General features: G+C 41.9%; 14 protein-coding genes. 8 read left to right on the forward strand and 6 right to left on the reverse strand.

Annotated elements, in window-relative coordinates:
* Nucleotides 1-3 precede the first annotated feature (3 nt).
* Together B3139_RS02015 and B3139_RS02020 are read right to left on the reverse strand one after the other, a co-directional pair.
* On the reverse strand, nt 4-651 hold the full coding sequence (locus B3139_RS02015; RefSeq protein WP_293879538.1) for a hypothetical protein: 648 nt from the start codon (nt 649-651) through the stop codon (nt 4-6).
* 150 nt (nt 652-801) lie between these two features.
* On the reverse strand, nt 802-2,727 hold the full coding sequence (locus B3139_RS02020; RefSeq protein ID WP_293879539.1) for a heparinase II/III domain-containing protein: 1,926 nt from the start codon (nt 2,725-2,727) through the stop codon (nt 802-804).
* A gap of 574 nt (nt 2,728-3,301) precedes the next feature.
* Between B3139_RS02020 and B3139_RS02025 the strand changes: the two genes are divergently transcribed.
* The 8 genes from B3139_RS02025 (at nt 3,302) to B3139_RS02060 (ending at nt 15,024) form a co-directional block, all read left to right on the forward strand.
* Nucleotides 3,302-3,922: an RNA polymerase sigma factor gene (locus B3139_RS02025; protein ID WP_293879540.1), complete on the forward strand. Its 621-nt coding sequence runs from the start codon at nt 3,302-3,304 to the stop codon at nt 3,920-3,922.
* A gap of 62 nt (nt 3,923-3,984) precedes the next feature.
* Nucleotides 3,985-4,965, forward strand: coding sequence for a FecR family protein (locus tag B3139_RS02030; protein WP_293879541.1), 981 nt, complete (start codon nt 3,985-3,987; stop codon nt 4,963-4,965).
* A gap of 116 nt (nt 4,966-5,081) precedes the next feature.
* Nucleotides 5,082-8,735 (forward strand): SusC/RagA family TonB-linked outer membrane protein, encoded by a 3,654-nt coding sequence (locus B3139_RS02035; RefSeq protein WP_293879542.1) that lies wholly within the window; start codon nt 5,082-5,084, stop codon nt 8,733-8,735.
* A gap of 12 nt (nt 8,736-8,747) precedes the next feature.
* Nucleotides 8,748-10,400 (forward strand): SusD/RagB family nutrient-binding outer membrane lipoprotein, encoded by a 1,653-nt coding sequence (locus tag B3139_RS02040; RefSeq protein ID WP_293879543.1) that lies wholly within the window; start codon nt 8,748-8,750, stop codon nt 10,398-10,400.
* Nucleotides 10,401-10,466: 66 nt separating this feature from the next.
* On the forward strand, nt 10,467-11,660 hold the full coding sequence (locus tag B3139_RS02045; RefSeq protein WP_293879544.1) for a purple acid phosphatase family protein: 1,194 nt from the start codon (nt 10,467-10,469) through the stop codon (nt 11,658-11,660).
* Between the two features lie 27 nt (nt 11,661-11,687).
* Nucleotides 11,688-11,891, forward strand: coding sequence for a hypothetical protein (locus B3139_RS02050; RefSeq protein WP_293879545.1), 204 nt, complete (start codon nt 11,688-11,690; stop codon nt 11,889-11,891).
* Complete coding sequence (locus B3139_RS02055; protein ID WP_293879660.1) at nt 11,867-12,526, forward strand: glycerophosphodiester phosphodiesterase family protein; 660 nt, start codon at nt 11,867-11,869, stop codon at nt 12,524-12,526. The genes B3139_RS02050 and B3139_RS02055 overlap by 25 nt, the downstream gene beginning before the upstream one ends.
* Before the next feature lie 134 nt (nt 12,527-12,660).
* Nucleotides 12,661-15,024, forward strand: coding sequence for a glycoside hydrolase family 3 N-terminal domain-containing protein (locus B3139_RS02060; protein WP_293879546.1), 2,364 nt, complete (start codon nt 12,661-12,663; stop codon nt 15,022-15,024).
* A 225-nt stretch (nt 15,025-15,249) separates the two neighbouring features.
* Here B3139_RS02060 and B3139_RS02065 read toward each other — a convergent pair whose 3' ends face one another.
* From B3139_RS02065 to B3139_RS02080, 4 genes are all read right to left on the reverse strand, one after another.
* Nucleotides 15,250-16,284 (reverse strand): sialidase family protein, encoded by a 1,035-nt coding sequence (locus B3139_RS02065; protein WP_293879547.1) that lies wholly within the window; start codon nt 16,282-16,284, stop codon nt 15,250-15,252.
* A gap of 160 nt (nt 16,285-16,444) precedes the next feature.
* A complete protein-coding gene (locus B3139_RS02070) occupies nt 16,445-17,881 on the reverse strand; it encodes an alpha-L-fucosidase (RefSeq protein ID WP_293879548.1) in 1,437 nt (478 codons plus the stop codon).
* A gap of 72 nt (nt 17,882-17,953) precedes the next feature.
* On the reverse strand, nt 17,954-19,540 hold the full coding sequence (locus B3139_RS02075; protein ID WP_293879549.1) for a SusD/RagB family nutrient-binding outer membrane lipoprotein: 1,587 nt from the start codon (nt 19,538-19,540) through the stop codon (nt 17,954-17,956).
* Between the two features lie 11 nt (nt 19,541-19,551).
* The gene (locus B3139_RS02080) at nt 19,552-22,800 is read right to left on the reverse strand and encodes a SusC/RagA family TonB-linked outer membrane protein (RefSeq protein WP_293879550.1); all 3,249 of its coding nucleotides are present in this window, start codon (nt 22,798-22,800) and stop codon (nt 19,552-19,554) included.
* Nucleotide 22,801: the final 1 nt, after the last annotated feature.

Below are 22,801 nucleotides of genomic sequence, written 5' to 3' on the forward strand. Positions count from 1 at the left end.
TTCTTATAAATAGAATGATTTGTTATGAGGATGTCCTTTGTAGATCCAGGTGATCTTGCGATGAGATCGGATGATTTCGGCAACGATGTCAAAATACGTTTCTCCTTGGCCGGCTTTTAGCTCTTCCAGTTTCCTTTGAAAATGTGTTTGATTAAAAGGTGAACCTGCCCCGAGTTTTTGCTGATAATACGCCAAAGTTGTTTCGGTACCCAAAGATGCGCTGCTATGGGCAATATCTTTCCAAACAATAGCATGTGAGGCGGCGTCTTTAAACCTGCCAAATCCACCGTACAGTAAATCGTCAAAGCCGTCTAGACTTCCTATCTTCCAGTTTTCAAAAGACATGTAAACTGTATTGATTTCATCGAAAAAACCGGCAATGTTGTTGATCCTAAGGCCGTCAATCATAGCGATACCAAGATCAGGATTACCGCCCACAAGCTGCTTGAAATCCGTCCAAAGATCCTTTCTAAGAATAGCTGAGCCATCTTCTTTATCTTGCCATCTTTTCACAAATTGCACAAGCGCAGTTCGATTTTTACTTAGGGTACCGATTAATGAATACAGAAATGTGTTCACCTCAACGCTATCGGAATCGTTTACCAAAAGATGAGCTAGCGTACCTACAATTTTTCTTTCATCTGTTTTCATCTCTATCCGTATTGTTCCGAAAATTGATTTCCCGTGTCAGCAGCATTAAAAATGCTGTCTAGAAAGCCCGGTTTCGGCCCGCAAATGCAGGACTTTTTTTCACTTCCGGCTTATAATTCCATGAAGTTACATAATATCACGATTCTTTTATTATAAACTCTCTTGACGAATTGTAAAGCTATATTTATCAGTCGGATTGATGTTTTTAGCGGTGAGCTTAATGCGATAAAGTTCCTTCCCCCATACCTGATTCAGCCTGGAGTCCTCCTGTGGAATGACATCGAAGCTGGCAGTGAACTGTGCAGGATCGAAATACAAAGTTGCGCCTACATTTTTTAGAATGATGACTCCGTTCCCTATTTTTGGTTCCCGTGCAACCAGAAAATGAATGATATTAGCCTGCTTAGGATCAATAATTTTAAACTCATCCTGAATATCCAATCCTTTTTGCGAAAGTGTGTAACTTCTCTTCCAGTATGTGATGTTGGCTGATTTTGGATACGCTTTTCCAATATCAAGCTGGAATCTATTTTGTTCAGGCATAAATACGACATTTTCGGCTTTATATTCCTTTCCAAAGGATTGATCCGTTCCGTTGATCGCCGGAACGTTGTGGTACGCACTCTGCATAGTCCAGATGCTGTATCTGTCGGCACTAAATGTTTTTTTTGTATAGGTGCCAACACCCGCATCAATGAATAATGGCTGTTGATCCTGATACAAAATGAAATTTCCAACATCATTATGATTGTGGCTTTCGTTGTTGAAACCACCTTTCGCAGCAAAGAAAAATGGCGCCTTTTTCAGGTAAATGAATTGTGTTTCGGGATACCATTTAAAATTGTTGTGTGGGAGGGCAGCTGTAATATCTTCCAGCTGCGGATAGCATCGGAGGTCTTCGAAGACACGGAAAATATCTCTTGTGGGTTTGAAATTTAAGCTTCTGTCACCAAGTCTTTCCATATATCGGGCAAATTGCATCATCTCGCTGCTGTTGACGTCCCTTCCATAGCGGTAAATCAATAATGGATCGCTGGCACTTTTGGCAGAGGCATCTGCAAAATTAACGACCCATTTATCACCACCAATATAGGATTGCGCAATGTATTCGCCCATATCACGAATAATAGGTTGATCAAAAATAGTGATTTTACCCTTGGTAGCTAATGCAAGTATTTTTAGGTAATCGTAAAGCTTGCCTGCTGCATGCCCCCAATAGGAAGGGCCCTCTTCACAAGCCCCATCTGTCTTGACATAATTGATGAAGCGATCCACAGAAGACATCGTTTTATAGATTCCTGCAAGTTGTATGTCGGGATTATCCTCAACCAAAAGTAGGGCTGTCAGGACATTAAAATTGCACCATGGGTTCCAATTATTGACCAATTGTCCTTCTTTAAGTTCAAATGCCTGCCACCACATATCGTTACGGTCTAGGTAGGGTTGTATGATGCGTAGTTGAATCTGTTGTTTTAAACGGATGCTGATTGCTGGATTTATTTGATTGAATGTATCGCGAAAGAAATAATGAATCCAGCTCAAAAGAGACCCAATATCACCGGCCATCAGATCGACCACTGCTGTGCGCTCTTGCGGCAACGACCGTTTGCTGGACTGAAAGGCACCAAGGTGGGCCGAGAGAGACCATGTTGCCATTTCTGTCAGTTGCCAACTGCCGTTCAGGATTTGATCCACATACCGTCCTTGTCCCTCAGTAAGTTCTGCTAGCAGCAGATTGGTCAACGCGGTGCAATTTTCATTCAGTGGTTTTTCCATTATACTGCGGTTGCCTGAGCGCTCGTACTCAAGATAGTCGGTTGCTTTGACTACCTGCCATTGATAGGCCAGAGCTTCGTTCCCCTTTTTTATGATGCGGTCTCTAAAAGGAGCCGTCAGCTTATTCCAGGCTACCCGATCGGAATAAGACGGATAGGGCACCCATGATTTGTCATTCCCTATATTTGCTTTCAGGTGCTCTAGCTTAAAAGCTCCTGTCAATAGGTTCAGATCTTTTCCTTGTAGCGTTTGGAAAAACACGCTGAAAAGAGAGCATAATAGAATGAAATGAATTTTCATGATTACAAGTCTTAATTTGGTGGTATTAACGGCCAGTAGATTTTAGTTTTAATTGGATTTGAAAAAATGAATTTCTATAGCGTGAATTTACAGTATTGCCAAACATCCTCAATAACATTTTCCCGAAATCGTTTTCGTGTGCGCTGTCCTGAACATGCAGTGCTTAGGATGTCTTTCCGTTGTGGCCGATGAAAGCAATGGAAAGACCAAATGGAAAATGAACGGGATCTTTTGCTGACAATGAGCTGGATAATAGCTTCGGATGTTGGCCACTTGACCGAATTTCATGTATTTTTCACTATAACGTAGTTATTAACAAAAAGTCTGTTCAGTATAAGTAAATTAACAAGCTTATTAACATTTTTTTTGTATTGCCTTCCATAACGTTGACTACCTTGGTAAAATAAGATGGAACAAATGTTTTTAACAAAAAGGCCTTTATATATGAGTGTATTAACATGTTTATTAACAATTATTAGGATGTTTTTTTACAACGTTCATTGCAGATTAGATCCAAGTAAAAGTTTCCCGATAAATTAACATTTTGATAATCTACGGGGGCTATCTTTGTCAAGTGAACACTACCGAAGCCAAATTTGATAACCACCATGTGCTGCGCTTTAAAGAAGGTGACCCCATGGCCTTTGCCTATTTCTTTGAGCAGTATTGGGAGGGGTTATACATCGTCGCTTATCGGCATCTTCAAGAGGAGGCTCAGGCTAAGGATCTTGTACAGGAAGTTTTTATTCATATTTGGGAAAAACGATTGCTCATCAACAGTGAATACGATTCCATAAAATTCTATCTCCATAAAGCACTCAAAAACAAAATTCTAAATTACTACGCTACTGAACGTGTTCGAAAGCAAGCATTGGAAAAATCCATGGAGAAAATGGATGTATTTTCCAATTTAGACAGTCACGCTTTTGCTAGGTATCAAGCCTTGGAAGCTATTGTGGATGATTCGATTGAAAAACTACCTAAATTGATGAAGGCCGTTTACTTGATGCGGGCTGACAATTATTCAATCACTCAAATTGCCGCTGAGCTCAATCTCGCAGAACAGACTGTTAAAAACTATCTGTCGGAAGCCAAAAAGATCATGCGCCGTGAATTAACGCGAAGATTTGCAGACCACGATCCTATATTTTTATTGCTTATCGGTAGTTGCTTTCTTCATCATTATTTAATATAAACAACATATTTAATTAAAGTACTTTCGATGTTCTGACCTGTATTAGTATAAAATTATTGCAGGTGGATTTAGAACGCTTTAAACTTATCATAACGGATTACCTTGGCGGAAAGTTGACCGACCAGGAGAAGCAACATGTGGACGACTGGTATGAGTCCATCTCAAATGAAGGCAGTAAGCCCTTTGCTGACGACAGTCACAGGGATAGGATCAAACGTGAATTATTGCTGCGTATGGAGGGAGTTGCTCCATCGCTCAAGGCCAAAAAGAAGACGGTCAGAAAATTCACCTGGCTATCTTCGGCAGCGGCAGCTTTGATACTGCTTAGCTGCAGCCTGCTATTGCTACAGCATAACCCAGGGATCTTATTTCGAAAAGAGGTAGAAACAGCTGCATTGCTTACTGAAAAGGGGACAAGGGCAGGAGAATTGAGAGAAATTCAGCTACCAGATGGAACATCTATCTTTTTAAACGGAAATACACGTATCCGCTACGACCGTAAAAGCTTTGCGTCAAATAGAACATTGTTCTTAGATCAGGGGGAAGCATTCTTTCGGGTCAGAAGGGATACTTTGCATCCATTTAAGATCGAAACCGGCGGTGTTTCTGTTGCCGTTCTTGGAACATCGTTCAATGTCAATAAATCAATGTATACCAAACATGTCACTATAGAGGTTAAAACCGGGCGTGTGCGTGTTTCAAGTGAAAAAAATGGGGAAAACCATATTCTTACGCGCGGTAAGGCCATCAGGTATAGCCTTACTAAAAATCATTTTGAAACTTTCGATAAAGATCCGGCATTGATCAATCTTTGGACACAGGGCAGCATAGTCGTGAATAACGTTGGCTTTGAGGAGCTTAAAGAGTTGATATATCGTCGATTTGGAGCTGTTCTACTTGCCGACAATCTGAATACCGATTCATTCAACTATTCGCTGATGATACCTCAAGTACAATCATTGGATCAGGTGCTGACTATCGTTTGCAATATTCATCAAATCAAATTTAGGAGGGAGAAAAATGAAATAATCTTGTACAAATAAGCTGTAAGGAGCAGATCAGCATACGTTATCTGCTCAAGAAAAGTGCTCATCTGGCAAACCGCTAAATCAACCAGTGAGCACCTGAATATTCTTGTTTAAAACAATCATACAAATATATGTATAAAATAATTAAGCTTACCGGCCTTGCCACCAAGCTTGCGCTTTGCTCCTTGGTGTCTTGTGCTGTAGTCGACAGCCAGGCCAGGGTACTGGATAGGGGCAGCGCCGCACATTGGGATACGATCAATATCCATCTCTTGAATGGTAATGCCGCTCAGGCGATAGCACAGCTTTCAAAAGAAACAGGTCAAGCCATTGGCTATGATAGAAAAATACTACAGCTAGAGCGAATTTCAATTGCACAAAAGACATTTCAGCATGCGAGTTTCGAGGAAGTTCTTGCGTATATCCTGAAAGGAACAAACATTCAATCAAAAAGAGTGTTAGGAGGTGTCGTACTTGTTAAAAATGGGAATAAACAAGAGCTGTATGACTTGAAGTTACAGTTGGTCGATCGCACCAAACAGCCAATTCGCGGAGCCTCTGTGCGTATCCCGCTCACGGGAGAAAGTGCTTTGTCTAATGCAGATGGTGAAGTAACCATCAAGTTGGCTGCGGGCGTGTACAATGTACTGATATCCCACATTGGCTATGAACTGAAAGAATTGACTGGTCTGAAGCTCGATGCCGGTGCAGCAGCTGTACGTCAAGTGATCTTAAATGAAGATGACAACGAGCTGGATGAGGTCGTTGTGACGGCGTTGGGCATCAAACGTCAGGACCGCTCATTGGGTTATGCCGTTGGTAAAATCAAAGGTGAGGACATCAATCGCGTCAATAACGATAATTTTTTGGTTGGTATGGCAGGTAAAGTGCCCGGCGTATCGATTAGCGCGACAGGGCCCACTGGCTCAAGCGTGAATATGGTGATTCGTGGAGCGTCATCGCTGAGTACAGACAACCAGCCGCTGTTTGTAGTGGATGGTGTACCCTTGATGAACAGTTTAAATAATATCGGTCAGATCGGTGATGATAATAAAGTCGATTATGGTAATGCAATTGCCAATATCAATCCCGAAGATATCGACAATATTTCTATCTTGAAAGGACCTAGCGCAGCCGCGCTTTACGGCTCACGCGCAGGGAATGGCGTGGTGCTGATCACGACCAAAAGTGGCAAAAATGCAGAGAAGATGACCATTGCCGTTACAAGTAATACGGTATTTGATATTCCCTATAAATTTATTGAATTGCACAACAAATTTGCCAGTGGTACTTTACCGTGGAGACCCGGTGATCTGCCTGGTAATTTGGTGATCGAGGAAGAGTCGAGTGTGATGGTCGGACCAGCGCTGGATAAGGGTTATAAAGCTGTGCAATGGAATAGCCCCCTTGATGAAAATGGAAAGCCGATCCCGACCGAATTAAAAGCATATCCCGATAATATCAAAAACTTTGTTCAAACAGGGATTACGAGTACCAACGGGATTTCCTTGAGCAACAGGAGTGAAAAACTGGACTATCGTTTCTCTTACTCCAATATGACCAATAAAGGAATTATCCCCAATTCGGACCTGTTCAGAAATACCTTGAATGTTAATTCAACCATGCGCCTTCGCAACAGCCTGACTTTGGGACTCGCATTGGATGCCAGTAGAAATAACTCCAACAATAGGCCCGCAGGAAACCGAGGAACCAATCCGATGCAAGCGGCCTATGAAGTTGCTCCACATATCAACATACTAGATTTGCAGGATTATTGGCTGCCGGGACAGGAACAGATTCAACAGCGCTCGCAGTCTATCGGTAACCACAACAATCCCTATTTTCTTGCTTATGGGGTGAACAATGCGTTTACGAGAGACCGGATCTTTGGTAATCTGAGGTTGGATTGGACTATCAAAAAAGACTGGACTGCAATGCTCAGGTATGCAACGGATATTTACTGGGAAAATAGGGAAACGAAAATCCCTTACAGCTACACCAACGAACCGAGAGGGGCCTATGGTATTGTCAATTTAATGAATATGGAGCAGAATATCGACTTTCTGACAACTTACACCAAAAAATTGGATGCTTTTCGGGTTGCAGGCTCATTGGGTGGAAATCTGCGCTATAACCGGGGAAAATCGGTGCAAAACACCTCAAAAAATGGCGCTGGACTCATCACACCGGGGCTCTATACATTGGCGAATATCAGTCCACTCAATCTGGATTTTTACAGCACAATTTCTGAAAGGTCCATAAACAGTGTTTATGGACTAATCAATCTAAGTTATCGGGATATGGTTTACCTTGATGTAACCGGGCGCAACGACTGGTCCAGTACCTTACCTGTAAACAATCGGTCCTATTTCTATCCTTCGGCCTCCTTGAGTGTACTGGCCAACCAAGTGTTTTCTTTACCGAAAACAATCAATTTAGCAAAATTGAGAGCAGGTATTGCACGTGTTGGAAGTGATACGTATCCCTACAATCTTTCCAACGTCTTGAGCAACCCTGGTAGCTGGGGTGACGTATTACGGCTAACGCGTTCGGGGTCACTTCTGGTTCCTAATCTGAAGCCGGAAATTGCAACATCTTACGAGTTTGGCCTGGATCTAGCCATGTGGAATAATCGACTGAAGTTTGAAGGAACCTATTATAAACTGGAAAACAAAAATCAAATTATTTCAACAACCCTTCCCGGTTCAAGCGGCTTTAACTCCAAAAATATCAATGCCGGTCTGTTGAGCAGCCGAGGTCTTGAACTGGCCGTATCTGGCCGGCCTATTGCCAAGGAAAATTGGACATGGGATATTGGTGTCAATTGGCACCGCAATCGTACTCGTATCGACAAACTCTCTGAAGGAGTAGAATTTTATACGTTTTGGACCGACGGCCGGGGGGGCGCGCGTACCTACGTGGGGGAAGAGATCGGGGATCTATACGATTCTAAGTTAGTGACCGTGGAGGATCAGTCATCACCTTATTACGGGTTTCCTATTCTTAATAAAAATGGTTCGTGGCAGGCGGTAAGGATAAACAATAGCCGCAATAAAATCGGGAATTTCAATCCAGATTTCACCATGGGCCTGCAGTCAAGTCTTCGCTATAAAAAATGGACGATGAATATCGCCGCAGATATGCGTTTTGGAGGAAAGTTCATGTCCCAGACCTATCGCTATTTCGAATCTAACTTGACGACGCAACGCTTTCTTGACCAGATGATCAATCCTAATGGTATGACGGGCGAAACGTTGCGGAACTACTTGGTTGATAATGATCTTGTCCGTGTCCAAGGCAACCGCTATCCGATTGTTGGTGGACCTGGTGAAGAGTATGGTGGTTATCCAATCAGCGTAGGAGGCTTAGTCGGAAATTTTGGGGTGTTTAATCCCGGTGTTATCGCGCAATATGATACGAAAGGCAATGTAATAGGGTATACAGAAAATCTGGGCGGCGAGGGAACAAAATATATCGCTTATTCGGACAATTATCCTTGGGATTTTATGAACGCTGCAACATTTGATGCCTCTTTTATTAAGCTTCGGGAACTGTCCTTTAGCTATGATTTATCGGGAAAATGGCTGAAACGTGTTGGGATCGAAAATGGCAGTGTTGGTGTTTATACCCGTAACCTGATTTTATGGACCAAAGCGAAAGTGGGTATAGATCCGGAAATGGCCTTTCAGCCGGAAACTGGTATTGGATTCAAGCAGGGGATTGAACGCTATAACGTTACCCCTTGGTCCATGCCTGTTGGATTTAAAGTAAATGTGACATTTTAATACACGACATAAATGAAAAATCAGTTGAAGCGCTTCACCATGGCGATAGTGGGCCTTGGGATCGTATGGAATATGTCAGCTTGTAAAGATCTGACCGAACTTAATATTAATCCGAACGGGGTAAGTGAAGAGGATGCAAATCCCAATCTTTTGCTGCCAACGATATTAACCGGGGCGGCAAAGAAATACAATGAACTGAGTTTCTCAGATCTTGGCGGAGTGATGCAGCATACGCAATTAGATGCCTGGTTCAATTCACATAATGATTATGAATGGACTGGGGGAATTTTGAGCTGGGATGCTTATTACGGATTTTTACGGGACAATGAGCTTATGCGCAGACGGGCGGAGAAATTAGGGCTGGATTTCCATAAAGGAGTTTCGTTGGTGATGCGCGCCTATTTATTTGGATTGGTGAGTGATCTGTGGGGGGATGCGCCTTATACCGATGCGTTAAAGGCGGAACTGGGAGATGCAATATATAATTTTCCGAAATATGATGGTCAGGAGGTTATTTACAGCGGTATAATCGACGAATTGCTACAAGCTAATGAAATCCTATTGCGGCCAGATGCCTCGTATGAGGTACTAGCCAATGCGGATGTGTATTTTGGAGGTAAGGCTTCAAAATGGCGACGATTTGCCAACTCATTAGCTTTGCGGTATTATATGCGTCTTTCGGAAAAGTCTCCTGCTTTTGCCAAACAGGGTATTGAAAGTATGCTTGCCAATACCGAGAAATTTCCATTAATTAACAGTTCGACAGATGACGTGCTCATGGATTTTGTTGGAAATAATGCGAATGATTCCTGGCCTTCCAATACGTTGTATGATGCCAGCGGCAGTAATTTTAGGCGGATGAAAATGTGTGCAACATTGGTCGACCGACTACAGGAGCTTGGCGATCCTCGTTTATCGGTTTGGGCAAGAAAAATTGATATCCCCATTGAGATCCGCAGTAGCGAGCCCGCAGGTACTGATAAGATCGTCAACGGTGTTCGTATTGTGTCGCCTGACATCGTCAAAGGGGTACCTGTAGATACAGACAAAGAATATGTCGGATTGCCTCCAAGTGTTTCTAAAAATCCCTCGGCTTACAACCTTAATCCGACTCCAGGGCAGACTTCAATCAATCCACATGTTTCTTACCTAAATGATAGCTACCGCTCGGCAAAAGGAGGTTTATTAAAGGCAAGACTACTTTCGGCTTCAGAAGTAAATTTCATTTTAGCTGAGGCCGCTTGGAAAGGATGGAAGATGCCTGAGGCCGCTAAAACCTATTATGAGCGCGGCATTCAAGAATCTTTGACCAGTTGGGGTAAGGCTGCCGAATATTCCAATTATATCCGTCAGAAAGGGGTGGTTTTTGAAAACAGCCAAGCCCAAATTATTGAGCAAAAATGGATCGCAAGCTGGTCAACTGCCGCACAGTCGTGGTTTGATTACAGAAGGACGGGATATCCTGCACTAAAAGCAGGCCCTGCAGCTATTCGTACACAACTTCCGGTGCGCGTGCCTTATATGCAAACCGAAATGAGTGTGAATCAAAAAAATGCAGAAGAGGCCTTAAAGCGTATTGAAAAGACAGCATATTCACACGCAGATAATGAAAATAGTGCATGGTCAAAACCTTGGTTATTGCAAGGAACAAACAAGCCATGGTAAGTTCTGATCGTAAAATGAAAAGTCATTATATCCAGCGGTTCAATCGCTTATAAAATCAATATAAACATGAAAATAAAACATACTCTACTTGTCATCGGCGTTTGCTGTACTTTATTTGAAGCAAAAAGCCAAACCGCCAACGCGTATAAACAGCCAGATCGGATTACATTGACCTGGTCCGATGATCCCAGCCACACGCAGTCTGTTTCGTGGCGTGTCAATGCCGATAGGACCAAAATTATTGGTCAGGTTGTTGAAGAACAGCGTAATCCTGAACTTGAAGCAAAAGCGATTTCAGTACAGGGAATAGGAGTGTCTCTCGAACCAGGGCAACAAGCCGATACCTATGGACAGGTAACCTTTCGTGACCTGAAACCCGGAACGGTCTATGCCTATCGGGTAGGAGATGGCACCATTTGGAGTGCCTGGAACCAATTCAGAACTGCGGAGAATTCTGGCGCCTTTTCGTTTATCTATTTGGGCGATGCACAGAATGACCTACGGTCACGATGGGCACGTTCCATCCGTCGTGCTTTTCAACAGGAGGCGAATGCGCGCTTTATTGTTCATGCCGGCGACCTGATCAATCGCTCGAATGCCGACGAAGAATGGGCAGAATGGCATGAGGCCGCAGGATTTATACATCAGCTAATTCCGGCTGTCCCAACACCGGGGAATCACGAGTACCGCCGCGACTCGCTTGGCAAACTGGTATTGGATCCGCATTGGAACGTACAGTTCAACTTGCCTAAGAATGGTCCTAAGGATATGCAGGATGCTGTTTATTATTTGGATTATCAGGATCTGCGAATCATTTCCCTAAATTCTCAATTGATCATGCTAGATTCCACCGCGGCAGGGGTACAGGAAAAATGGCTGGAAAATGTGTTGTCATCATCACCAAAAAAATGGAACATCGTTGTCATGCACCATCCCGTATACTCTACGGCTAAAAATCGTGACAATACCATTCTGAGAGAACGTTTTAAACCTATTTTTGAGAAATATGGAGTGGATTTGGTTCTTCAGGGACATGATCATACCTATGCACGCGGAGGGCTTGGTAAAAAGCGTCCTATTTACGTTTTATCCGTCGCCGGACCGAAAATGTATGAGTCAGATTCCGAACGCTGGATGGATCGCGCAACCTCACAGACGCAACTATATCAGGTCATTAAACTGAATAACAATAAGCTGTATTTTTCAAGCTACACGCTGAATGGTCAGCTGTTTGATTCTTTTGAAATGACAAAAAAATAGAAGTTTTGAAAAAAGAGCGATATAGCAATGAAAAAGATTTTATTTTCTACTATCTTACTGAGTATGATAGTGTGTCTGACAACAGCGGTATATGGTCAGTCGGCTGATTTGATAAAAAAGTTAAATCAACAAAGTGTTCACATTGCAGCGCACCGCGGCGCTCATTTAAAACAGCCAGAAAACTCTATTGCTGCGATTGAGAGGCCATTCGGCAAGGAGCTTCCGTCGTAGAGGTCGATGTACGGGCCAGCAAAGACGGTGTACTGGTACTGATGCATGATAAAACAGTGAACCGTACGACAACGGGACAAGGAGAGGTCGCCAAACATACCTATGCTGAGCTTCAAAAGCTCCACTTACGCAACCAAGCCCATGGAGGCGAATCGGAACATTTGATTCCGACCTTATCAGAAGCTTTGCGTGTAGCAAAGGGGAAAATCCTTGTTGATCTGGATTTTAAGGAGGATCGGAAAGAATTTGTGAAGACAACTTATACGCTTATTGAACAGGAGGGGATGGAAGACCAAGTACTGTTTTTCCTTTACGATTACAAAGACATGCCGAAGATTTACAAACTCAATCCCACGATTACGCTGTTCCCCAGAGCACGTAGCATGGCAGACCTAGCGGCTATACTCAAGATGAAATTAACGACGGTTGTCCATCTTGATGAGTCGTTTATAGAAATCGAAGAACTCGAACAGCTGCGCGAACAGGGCATTTATTTTTGGATGAATAGTTTGGGGGAATATGACGATCAAGCGGCAAAGAGTGGAAGCATGGCTTATCGGTCTTTCTTGGAAAAATATCCGTTTGTGCGTCTCATTCAGACCGACCAGCCAGGTCTGTGGCGTGAAGTGCTCTAAGGGGAATCAAAATTTAACTTGATTATTGATGCTAAATCGTTAATTTAGTGTTTTGGAAACCGGTTGCATAGCCTAGTGCTGTGCTAATCCGGACCATGATAAAGCACAGAAATAGAAAAAACAATAATCCACTTATGAAAGTCCGTATATTACTTTTGGCCGCAATGGGAACATTGCTCTGTCCACAACTTCAAGCCCAACAATTTCCGTATAAAAACCGTACTTTACCTACCGAAAAGAGGGTAAGTGATCTATTGGGAAGAATGACTGTGGAGGAGAAGGTCGGGCAGTTGAGTAAATTACTTGGCTGGGAAATGTATACGAAAGATGGAAAGCAGATAACGATTAGCAATAAACTACGGAAAGCGGCAAAAGAGCAGCATATTGGGTTATTGTGGGCGACATTGCGAGCCGATCCTTGGACACAGAAAACCTTATTGAATGGTTTGAGCCCGGTAGAAGCTGCGCGTGCTACAAATGCGATCCAACGTTATATGGTGGATAGTACAAGACTGGGGATTCCGTTATTATTGTCTGAGGAGGCGCCACACGGACATATGGCCATTGGTGCAACCGTTTTCCCTACTGCTATTGGGCAAGCGAGTACCTGGAATCCGCAGTTGATTCAGGATATGGCATCGACGATCGCTAAGGAGACCTATGCAGTAGGCGGTAAAAACGGATACGGTCCTGTGCTTGATTTAGCGCGAGATCCCCGTTGGTCACGTACGGAAGAAACTTATGGTGAGGATCCCTACCTGATTGGACAAATGGGAACTGCAATGATCCGTGGTTTTCAGGGCGAGAAGTTAGGGCAACGCGATAAAATAATAGGTACATTAAAGCATTTTGTCGCCTACGCTGCTCCAGATGGAGGACACAATGGCGAGTCCGTGTCATTTGGCGAGCGTAGCCTCAGGCAATATTTCCTTCCGCCTTTTGAGCGTGCTGTAAAGTCAGGCGCTGGGTCGGTCATGACTGCATATAACAGTATTGACGGTATTCCTTGTTCAGCAAATCCTTGGTTGTTAAAAGACGTTCTACGTAAAGACTGGGGATTTACCGGTTTTGTTGTGTCGGATTTATTGAGCATATCGGGTCTCAACGGCGGTCACGCTACTGCTGCTACTGGCGAAGATGCTGCTTCGCAAAGTATTCATGCGGGATTGGATGTTGATTTAAGCGGGACTGGCTATGGTTCAAATTTGCTTAAGGCTGTGCGGCAAGGGCTTGTTGAATCTGCTGTTCTCGATACGGCAGTTGCCCGTGTATTGCGGATGAAGTTCAATCTTGGCCTTTTTGATCAACCTTATGTGGATGAGAAATTAGTTGCTCAAAAAGTCGCTACACTACAGCATAAAATGCTTGCGAGGCAAGTAGCCCGCGAGTCGATTGTTTTGCTAAAAAATGATCAGCAACTTCTACCGTTGAGTAAATCGTTGAATCGAATAGCCGTTATAGGTCCTAATGCTGACAATGCTTATAATCAGCTGGGCGATTATACCGCGCCACAGGCCGACGGTAAAATTCAGACCCTCTTAATGGGAATCCGGTCTGCAGTTGGTAAAAGTACCAAAATTGATTATGTTAAAGGCTGTGCAATACGGGATACAAGTCATTCGGATATCGCTGGAGCCGTAGCAGCTGCTAAAGAGGCCGATGCGGTGATTTTAGTTTTAGGAGGTTCAAGCGCACGTGATTTCAAAACCTCCTATCAGGCAACCGGAGCAGCCAATGTGGACCCCAATACCGTGAGTGATATGGAGAGTGGAGAGGGCTTTGACCGCGTTTCGCTAGATATGATGGGCGATCAGATCAAGTTGATGCAGGCAATACAGGCAACAGGAAAACCCGTTGTACTTGTAACAATTATGGGGAGACCGTTAAACCTGAATTGGGCAGCAGAGCATGTGCCTGCGATAGTGAATGCTTGGTATCCAGGACAGGAAGGAGGCTTGGCTATTGCAGATGTCTTGTTTGGCGACTACAATCCCGCAGGAAGATTACCGATTTCAGTACCTCGGTCTGTTGGGCAGCTACCAGTACATTACAATCATACAAAACCCAAACATCACGACTATGTAGAAATGTCGGCCAGTCCATTATATCCGTTTGGCTATGGATTGAGCTACAGCAGTTTTGAGTACTCTAATTTACAGATTTCTTTGAATGAGTCTGCGCATGATTTTACCTGTACGGTGTCGTTTGATGTTGCGAATACGGGAAAATTAGCTGGCGATGAAGTTGCTCAGTTATATGTTGTGGATGAGGTGAGTTCGGTTGTGACGCCAGTCATGCAATTGAAGCGTTTTGAGCGTCGAAATATTACAGCAGGGAAGAAAGAAAGCTATTCTTTTCAATTGACCAAAGAAGATCTGAAACTCTGGAATGCAAGCAACGAATGGAAGACAGAAAAAGGTAAGTTTAAACTCTTGGTTGGTGCATCTTCGGATGATATCCGACTGAAAGGAGCATTGGAATTAACGAAGGATTATTAAATTCGAAACACGAAATATGACATGGGGCGGTCCAATTTTTTTGGACCGCCCCATTTTTTTTAATGTTGGTCGTTGAAACTACCTACTGTGTCATTTCAAACTCCTGTACTATTTCGGATATCCGATCTACAGCGATTTAGATTAAATGTTAGACAGTCTCTTTTTGCTGTATTGATAGCTTGGCTTCCTGGTCGGATCTACTGCTGCTGTTTCTGCTCAAGAAAGTTACCTGAGCACAATATGCTTAATATTTTTCCTGTTCCACGTATACGTAATATGGATAAGACCATTGGCGTCCTGAATGATTGTTGGATAAGAATACTCGTCGTTCTTGACACCATCTTCTAGGGTTAAGACATCTTTCCACAGTAAACCATCCTTCGATATGGCGACATGGAGTTTTGTGCGTCCTTCCCACCAGTCGTTGCCAGCGATTGACGGGTTGAAGACGATCATAAAGAGGCCATTTTTCAGACGAATAGCATCAGTGGCTGAATTTGGATTGAGTAAATTGGTTGCTTCCCAAGGGCTCCAGGTAAGGCCCTGATCTCTTGAAAAAGCCGCCATCACCTTATTTTCCTTGCTTCTGCAGAGGACCTGAATACGGCCATCGGCATGTTGGATGATACTGGGTTGAATTACCTGGACACTTGTATCAGGGCGAATCGGACTGACGGACCACGAGCGGCCATGATCCCGGCTAATTTCGACGTGTGCTTTCCAAATTTCTTCCTTGGATTCCGTGCTGGAAGGTGAGAGAAGCAGACCGTTTTTCAAGGTGATAGGCTTGTTTTTGATAGGTCCTAATATACCTTCAGGCAATTGTTGCGCCTCAGACCAGCTAGTACCCTTATCTAGCGAATGTTTAACGTACCCTTTCCATTCTCTCGGGTTGGGCCCTATTTTATAATATAAAGAAAGGGTGTCGCTGTGTGGGTATTGATAGAAGACCGGGTTCCATGTTGGAAAGCGGGTATCGCCAAAGATGCCGTCTGCAATCTGTACAGGAGGCTGCCATTGCCCATGGTGATATAGGGAGCTCCAGATAACCACGTCGGGGTTAGATTCGTGTGTGCCGCCAAACCAGGCTGCCAATAAGCTGTCTTTTCCGATGACTTGAATTGTGGATGCATGACATTGCTTGAATGGAACCTCACCTGCCTGGAAAATTTGTTCTGAACGGAGAATTTGTGGTTTGTAGGTGGCGCAAGAAGATAGGAGCAGCGCGAATAGTGTCGAAAGTACGGTGATTTTTTTCATTGGAATTGAACGTTTAGAAACCTGACTCGTTGGTTTAAGTATCATTTTCTTTTGCCTGTGTAGAAGCTTTTGGGGACCAAAATGTACAGGCGGTCACTCCTAACTGGTGACTTTATAACATGTTAAAATTGCGCTGCTTTTAATGCAGCGCAATTTTATTCTATTTGCTTTGCAATTGGATTGCGGTAGCATAGTTAAATCGTGTGCCGGGGCTTCTCAATGTAATTTGGTTACCACGTTGAGACCAGTCCAATTTACCTTTATGACCTAAAATAGCAATCTTTTTTACATTAAAATTATCCGGTACTTCGAAAACGTATTCATTGGGCTGTTGGTAAGTATCACCTTCAGAAAGATGGAATACATTGACCACTTTACTGTCCTTGCTTCGGGTGTAGTAATAGTCACCTTGGTGATATGGGGCAATCGTCCGTGTTGCAAACACGGCAGTTTGATTGATTTTCATCCAGGCTGCCAGTTCGTTCAAGCGATCATAAGCCGCTTGGTCGTAGTCTCCATTAGGGCCAGGCGCTATGTTTAATAGGTAGTTTCCGCCACGGGAAATAATTTTCACCAATGTTTCTACAAGCTTCTTGGTTGGTTTGTAGTTGTCGTTTGGAACATAGCTGAACGAATCACCCATTGTAATGCAGCTTTCCCATGGAATATCCAAAGGATGTTCAGGAATCGCTTGTTCGGGGGTAACATAATTTTCCCAATTTCCGGGTACAGTACGATCTACGACAATAATTCCGGGTTGATTTTTTCTCGCCATATTACCGATGCGGTCCATGTCGATATCTTGTTCCACTTTAATTGTTCTTTGCCAATCGACAGACTGATCAATTGTTTTAAAAGGGCGTACCCAGCCTCCATCTAACCACAGGATATCAACCTTTCCATATTCTGAGGTTAATTCGTTGATCTGGTTATAGGTATAGTTTTTGAATTTTTCCCAACGATCCGGGTGTTTTTGAGGATCATAGTTTACATTACGGTCTTTTGGGGGAAAGTAACTCCACCAGTAAAAATCTGTGTGCCAATCAGGTTTTGAAAAATATGCACCGATTTTAAAACCGTCGTTGCGAAATGTATTAAAAATTTCTTTGGTCACATTTGCTTTCGGATTAGTCGAAAATGGTGTTTTAGAAGACGTGATCTTATAATCGGACTCCTTGGTGTCGAACATCGCAAACCCATCGTGATGTTTTGTGGTGAAGACCACGTATTTCATTCCGGCGCCTTTAGCAGCATCAGCCCATTTTTGTGGGTTGAAATCGGTAGGATTGAAGGTAGTCTGTAGATTGTTGTAATTTTTTACATACTCGTTATAGGTCGCTCCATGTTCTGGTTTTCGTTGTGTCCAGCCTTCGTCTTCTGGGCACAAGCTCCAGCTTTCAACAATACCCCATTGGCTATACGTTCCCCAGTGCATGAAAAGTCCAAACTTCATATCTTGCCATTGTTCTAGATTTTCAATCACTAATGGATCTGTCGGTTTTTGGTAGCCGGCAGATACGTTATGTGCCTGGCCGAACGCTAGCGTTGCGCTTGAAGCGATAAACGCAGTGGATATAATGGTTTTTAGTTTTTGCATGTATAAATATAGTGAAAGTGATAAAAAGAAAGCCACCTTAGGTGGCTTTCTATAATTAAGCGTGAAATGGCGTTAGTTAACGTCCCAGAAAATTTTGGTATCGCGTGTATCTTTAGATCTTACAGCTTGGTAGTTTTCACTATTGTTAGTAATCTCTGATGAAGGATACGTCAATCGTACAGGAGGACGCTGAAATCCATTCAATGTAGAAACTGGAAACGCTGGCAGAGTTGGATATCCTGTTCTTCGGTATTCCGACCATGCTTGTTCGCCCTGTAACCAACCAAAATGTAACCATTTTTGTGTCCCTATAAGTTTTAATTTAGTGTTTTTATCCCCACTGAAAGCTATGTTTGATTCAGTGACAAATTTATTAATTACTTCGCTACTTGGTTTAATAGCTTTCGCATTATTTGAAGAGCTCTCATTAAGATAATAATAGAAGCCTACAGACTGCTTTACTGCTGTTTCATACGCTGTTTTTGCCGCAGCATCAGTACCCCATCTTTCTTGGGCTTCTGCTTTAATTAAGTTTGTCTCAGTGGCAGTCATCAAAACGCCAGGCAGTTTATTATTGATCCATGTAGTTGCAGAATCTATTACTGAATACTTCCTGAATTGTGCGTCTGCTTGGGCTGTAGTGAATGTAATGGGCATTGCTTGATATTCCTTATTGGGAACAAATTTTCCGTTTACTGTTTCTCCAAACTTATCGAATAGTACAGCAGTACGAGGATCATTTGCAGTTTTTAAAACGGTATTCAGCATATAATCAGGTGCATAATAACTTGGAAGTTCTATTAGTGCATCTAATAAGCTAGAGTTATACGTTTTCAAAGGCTGTAAAAGTATATCTTGTGATCCAGTGCTATAATCTCCGTTGTTGTCGCCATCAACCAATGGATACTCTGTTGGGTTGTTTAGCATGTCCATAATCTCAGTTTTAGCTTTATTTTCATCAACATTGGAAATTCTCATCAATAAGCGTAAACGTAAAGAATTCGTATATTTTCGCCATTTGGTTAAATCTCCAGAGTTTAGAATATCTGCTCTGTTAAATTCTGATGTACTTTTTGCTGTTTTCAAAAAAGTATTAATTTCTTTTAGCCCATTGATAAACAAAGTATACAATTCCTTTTGATCATCAAATTTTCCAAGCTTGATGACATCTGTTAAAGGAAGACTTCCAGCTTCAGAAAAAGGAATATCTCCGAAATTATCAACCAATTTTGAAGCTTGATCAAATAAAATGACTTTAGCAGTATTCATGTATAGATCGCGACTTGCCTTTTCTTCCGTAGATAAGTTGTTATAAGATCTTTCCATTGATCTATAAACACCAATTATGCCAGGTGAATAAAAATCTTTCCAATAGTCATTAATATAAGAATCACTTTGTTGATACATTGTATTTTCATTTGCAAAATAAGCTGTTTGTGTATATTTTGCTTGATGCATCAATATAAAAGTGCGGTAATGCCAATATTCCGATCTTAAACGAGAATTATTCAGTATTTGTGAAAAAAATGCTGGTATATTGGGTAAAGTTGTCTGTTCTGGATCCGTATAACGATCCTCTAACTCAGTTTTACAAGACTGAAAGCTTCCTAATGTTAAAAGAATACTTCCGAATAATAGTATTTTATTAATTTTTTTCATTGCTTTAAGTGTTAAAATTTAGCATTAAGAGAGAAACCAAAACTTCTTGTTGCTGCATTGGAGCCGATATCAATACCTTGGGAATACCAATAATTTCCAACAGGTGCTTCTGGATCGATATCTTTAATGGAACGATAGAAGTAGAAGAGATTTCTTCCTATCAGAGAAAAACGTAAACTATTCAATTTTAATTTTTGCGTGAATGATTCTGGGAGATTATATCCAATAACAACCTCTCTAAGCTTAATGAAATTATTGTCTAGCACAGCCGCTTTCTCATTCCAAGCATTATTTCCCCAATAAAAATTATTAATATAATATTCAGCACCAGAAAGATGAACATCATTTTTAGCGCCTGTGTTTTGATTAACGCCATCTAAAGTTATTCCTGATTCACGATATTCCAATGTGCTTTCGAGTCGACCTGCTCCGTAAGCGTATTTATGCGGCGTGGAAATCATTTGTCCTCCAAATCTGTAGTCAGCAGTAAAGTCTAAGCTAAAGTTTTTGTAGTTGAATGTATTTGATAATCCTCCGATTGCTTTCGGCATAATATTACCCGCTTTAACATAAGTTGACTTATCAATAACATAATTACCTTCATCAGAGATTAGAAATTCTCCTTTTTCATTTGTCGCGCGAGGGAACACATATATATTTCCTAAGGTCTCCCCAGGTCTTGCTTCCATCCGGATGGAACTTTGATCCGCATCATAGAAAATTAATTTTGGTACACCACTGATCAATTCATCTAGACGGGACTTGTTATTTGAGAAGTTTAGTCTTGCATTCCATTTGAAATTTTCTGTTTGAATCGGAGTGCCGTTCAATGAAACTTCCCACCCTTTATTCGAGATTTTACCCACATTAAGGAATTGTGTCGACGCTCCAGTTGAAAATGCCGTACTTAAAGGCATAATTTGATCATCGATAAAATTTGAATAATAGCTTACATCTAGACCTAATCTATTTTTTAAGAATTTCAAATCTAATCCAATTTCCTTTTCAGTTTTTTTCTCAGGTTTTAAATCTTCATTTCCATAGGAAGAATTAGTAGCTAATGATGGCACCGGACCATTAACCGTTATTAATGATGTTTGTTTAAAAGCGAGATTTGACGCATAAATTGGTGCATCATTACCAACTACCCCATAGGATGCTCTTAGTTTTCCATAGCTAAAGAATTCAGGTAATTTAAATGCATCAGAGAACACAAAACTCGTGTTTACGGAACCATAATGATATGGGTTGTTTTTTGATGGCAATGTTGACGAATACTCTTGACGAGCTGTTCCTTCCAAGAATAAATAGTTTTTATAAGAAAGGTTTAATAAACCGAAGTAGGCATATTTTATAAGTTCCTTTCTAACGTGGGTAGTTACAGCTTGGCCAAAGGTATTATTTAAGCTAAACCAATTTGCAGAAACCAAACCACCTTCTGTTCTGGACATTTGATCATCATAGTTTTCCATACGAGACTGAAAACCTCCGCTTAAACTAAAGTCAAAGTCGTCAGATAATTTGTCTGCATAAGTTAATAAGGCATCTCCATAAATAATCTTATAGATTCCTTTCGAAACCTCAAATTTACCGGTACTATTAGTTTGATTATATTGAACAGCGTACTCGTTATGTTCTTTATTTTCGATATTTAATCCAGTAAAATCTGTTCCTAATCGACCTCTAAACTTTAGTTTATCTAATATGCCCCAGTTTAACGTAGCACTTCCCAAAAAGCGATTTTCCTTCTCTTCATAACTGTTACGTTTTTGTTGCCAAAAGTAGTTTAATAGGTTAAGAGCTCTATAATTAACGGGAAATGCCCCAGGTCTATTGGATCCAAAAGGATTGTATCTGTAGCCGTCGGAGGTCTGGTAGAGTTCGTTTTTCATCTTCTCAACGTCTTCAGCACCGCTAAAAAATCCCGCATAAGAACCGAGAACATCTCCCATTAAACCGGGCCTATTTTTGGTAATCGTATTAATATAAGATGCAACTACATCCAAATCCAATCGATCAGCAAGCTTGATTGTACTATTTAAATTAAAGGTACTTTTATTCATCTTACTACCTGGTACAATTGCCTTGTAGTCCATATTGGAAGCTGATAACCTATAATTTATTTTTTCTGTTTGATTGGAAATACTTAGATTAAAATTACTATTGTGTCCAGTATCGAAAATATCACCATAATTGCCTTTATTAGCGGAGTACTTTCTTAACGAACCGTCCCACCAGCGAACATCTTTACCATCGTATTTAGGTCCAAATTGGCCCCAGGCATTGTAATTCAAGAGTCTGTCACCTGGGAAGAGTGGATTTGTCATCCAGCCTTCTTCCGTACCGCCTACTTGTAAATTAGTAGCAGCATCATATCCTGGTCCGTACTCATACTGTAATCTCGGAAGAAACGCAGCAGTTTCGATAGAACCAGTGTAATTGAAGTCGATTCCAAGGCCTTTTCCTTTTACACCTTTTTTAGTTGTGATTACAATAACACCACTTGCAGCATCAGAACCATATAACGCTGTTGCACTGGCCCCTTTTAAAATTGTCATGGACTCAATATCGTTAGGGTTCAAATCTAACATACCGTTTCCACGTATTCTATTGTCGGACCATATTGCTTGTGCCCCCGGGTCAGTGATACCACCAGTGTTGTTTAAACCTTTTGATCCTGCCTGTTGATCGTTTCTGATCATTACCCCATCAACTACATATAAAGGTTGCCTGTTGTTACTTAGGGAATTAATGCCGCGGATCTGAATGTTAACGGCACTAGATGCTCCCCCTGGAGCGGAATTAATTTGCACGCCTGGAGCTTTTCCATAAAGGGCCGAACCAATGTTTGTCGTACCTGCTTGGGTTAACTCTTTCGAGCTTATTGTTGATGAGGCGTATCCAAGAGCTTTAGCCTCTCTTTTGATTCCCATTGCTGTTACCACAACTTCGTCCAAAGCGGAAGCATCTTCAGTTAATTTAATATTAAGTGTTTTTGAAGAACCAACAGTTATTTCTTGTGATTTGTATCCAACAATAGATACCCGTAAGACTTCGCCCGGCGATGCTTGGATCGTAAATGACCCATTACTTCCGGTTTGCGTACCGCGAGTTGTTCCTTTTACAGAAACTGTTGCCCCGGATACAGGTCCCTTCGCATCTGAAACTATTCCAGAAATGCTTTGCTGCGCATAAAGCGATGTGGCACTAAAAAGTGTACATAACGCTAATCCTGCAGTTTTTTTGTAAAATAGACTCATA

The sequence above is a fragment of the Sphingobacterium sp. UBA1498 genome, from assembly GCF_002325125.1.
GTDB lineage: Bacteria > Bacteroidota > Bacteroidia > Sphingobacteriales > Sphingobacteriaceae > Sphingobacterium.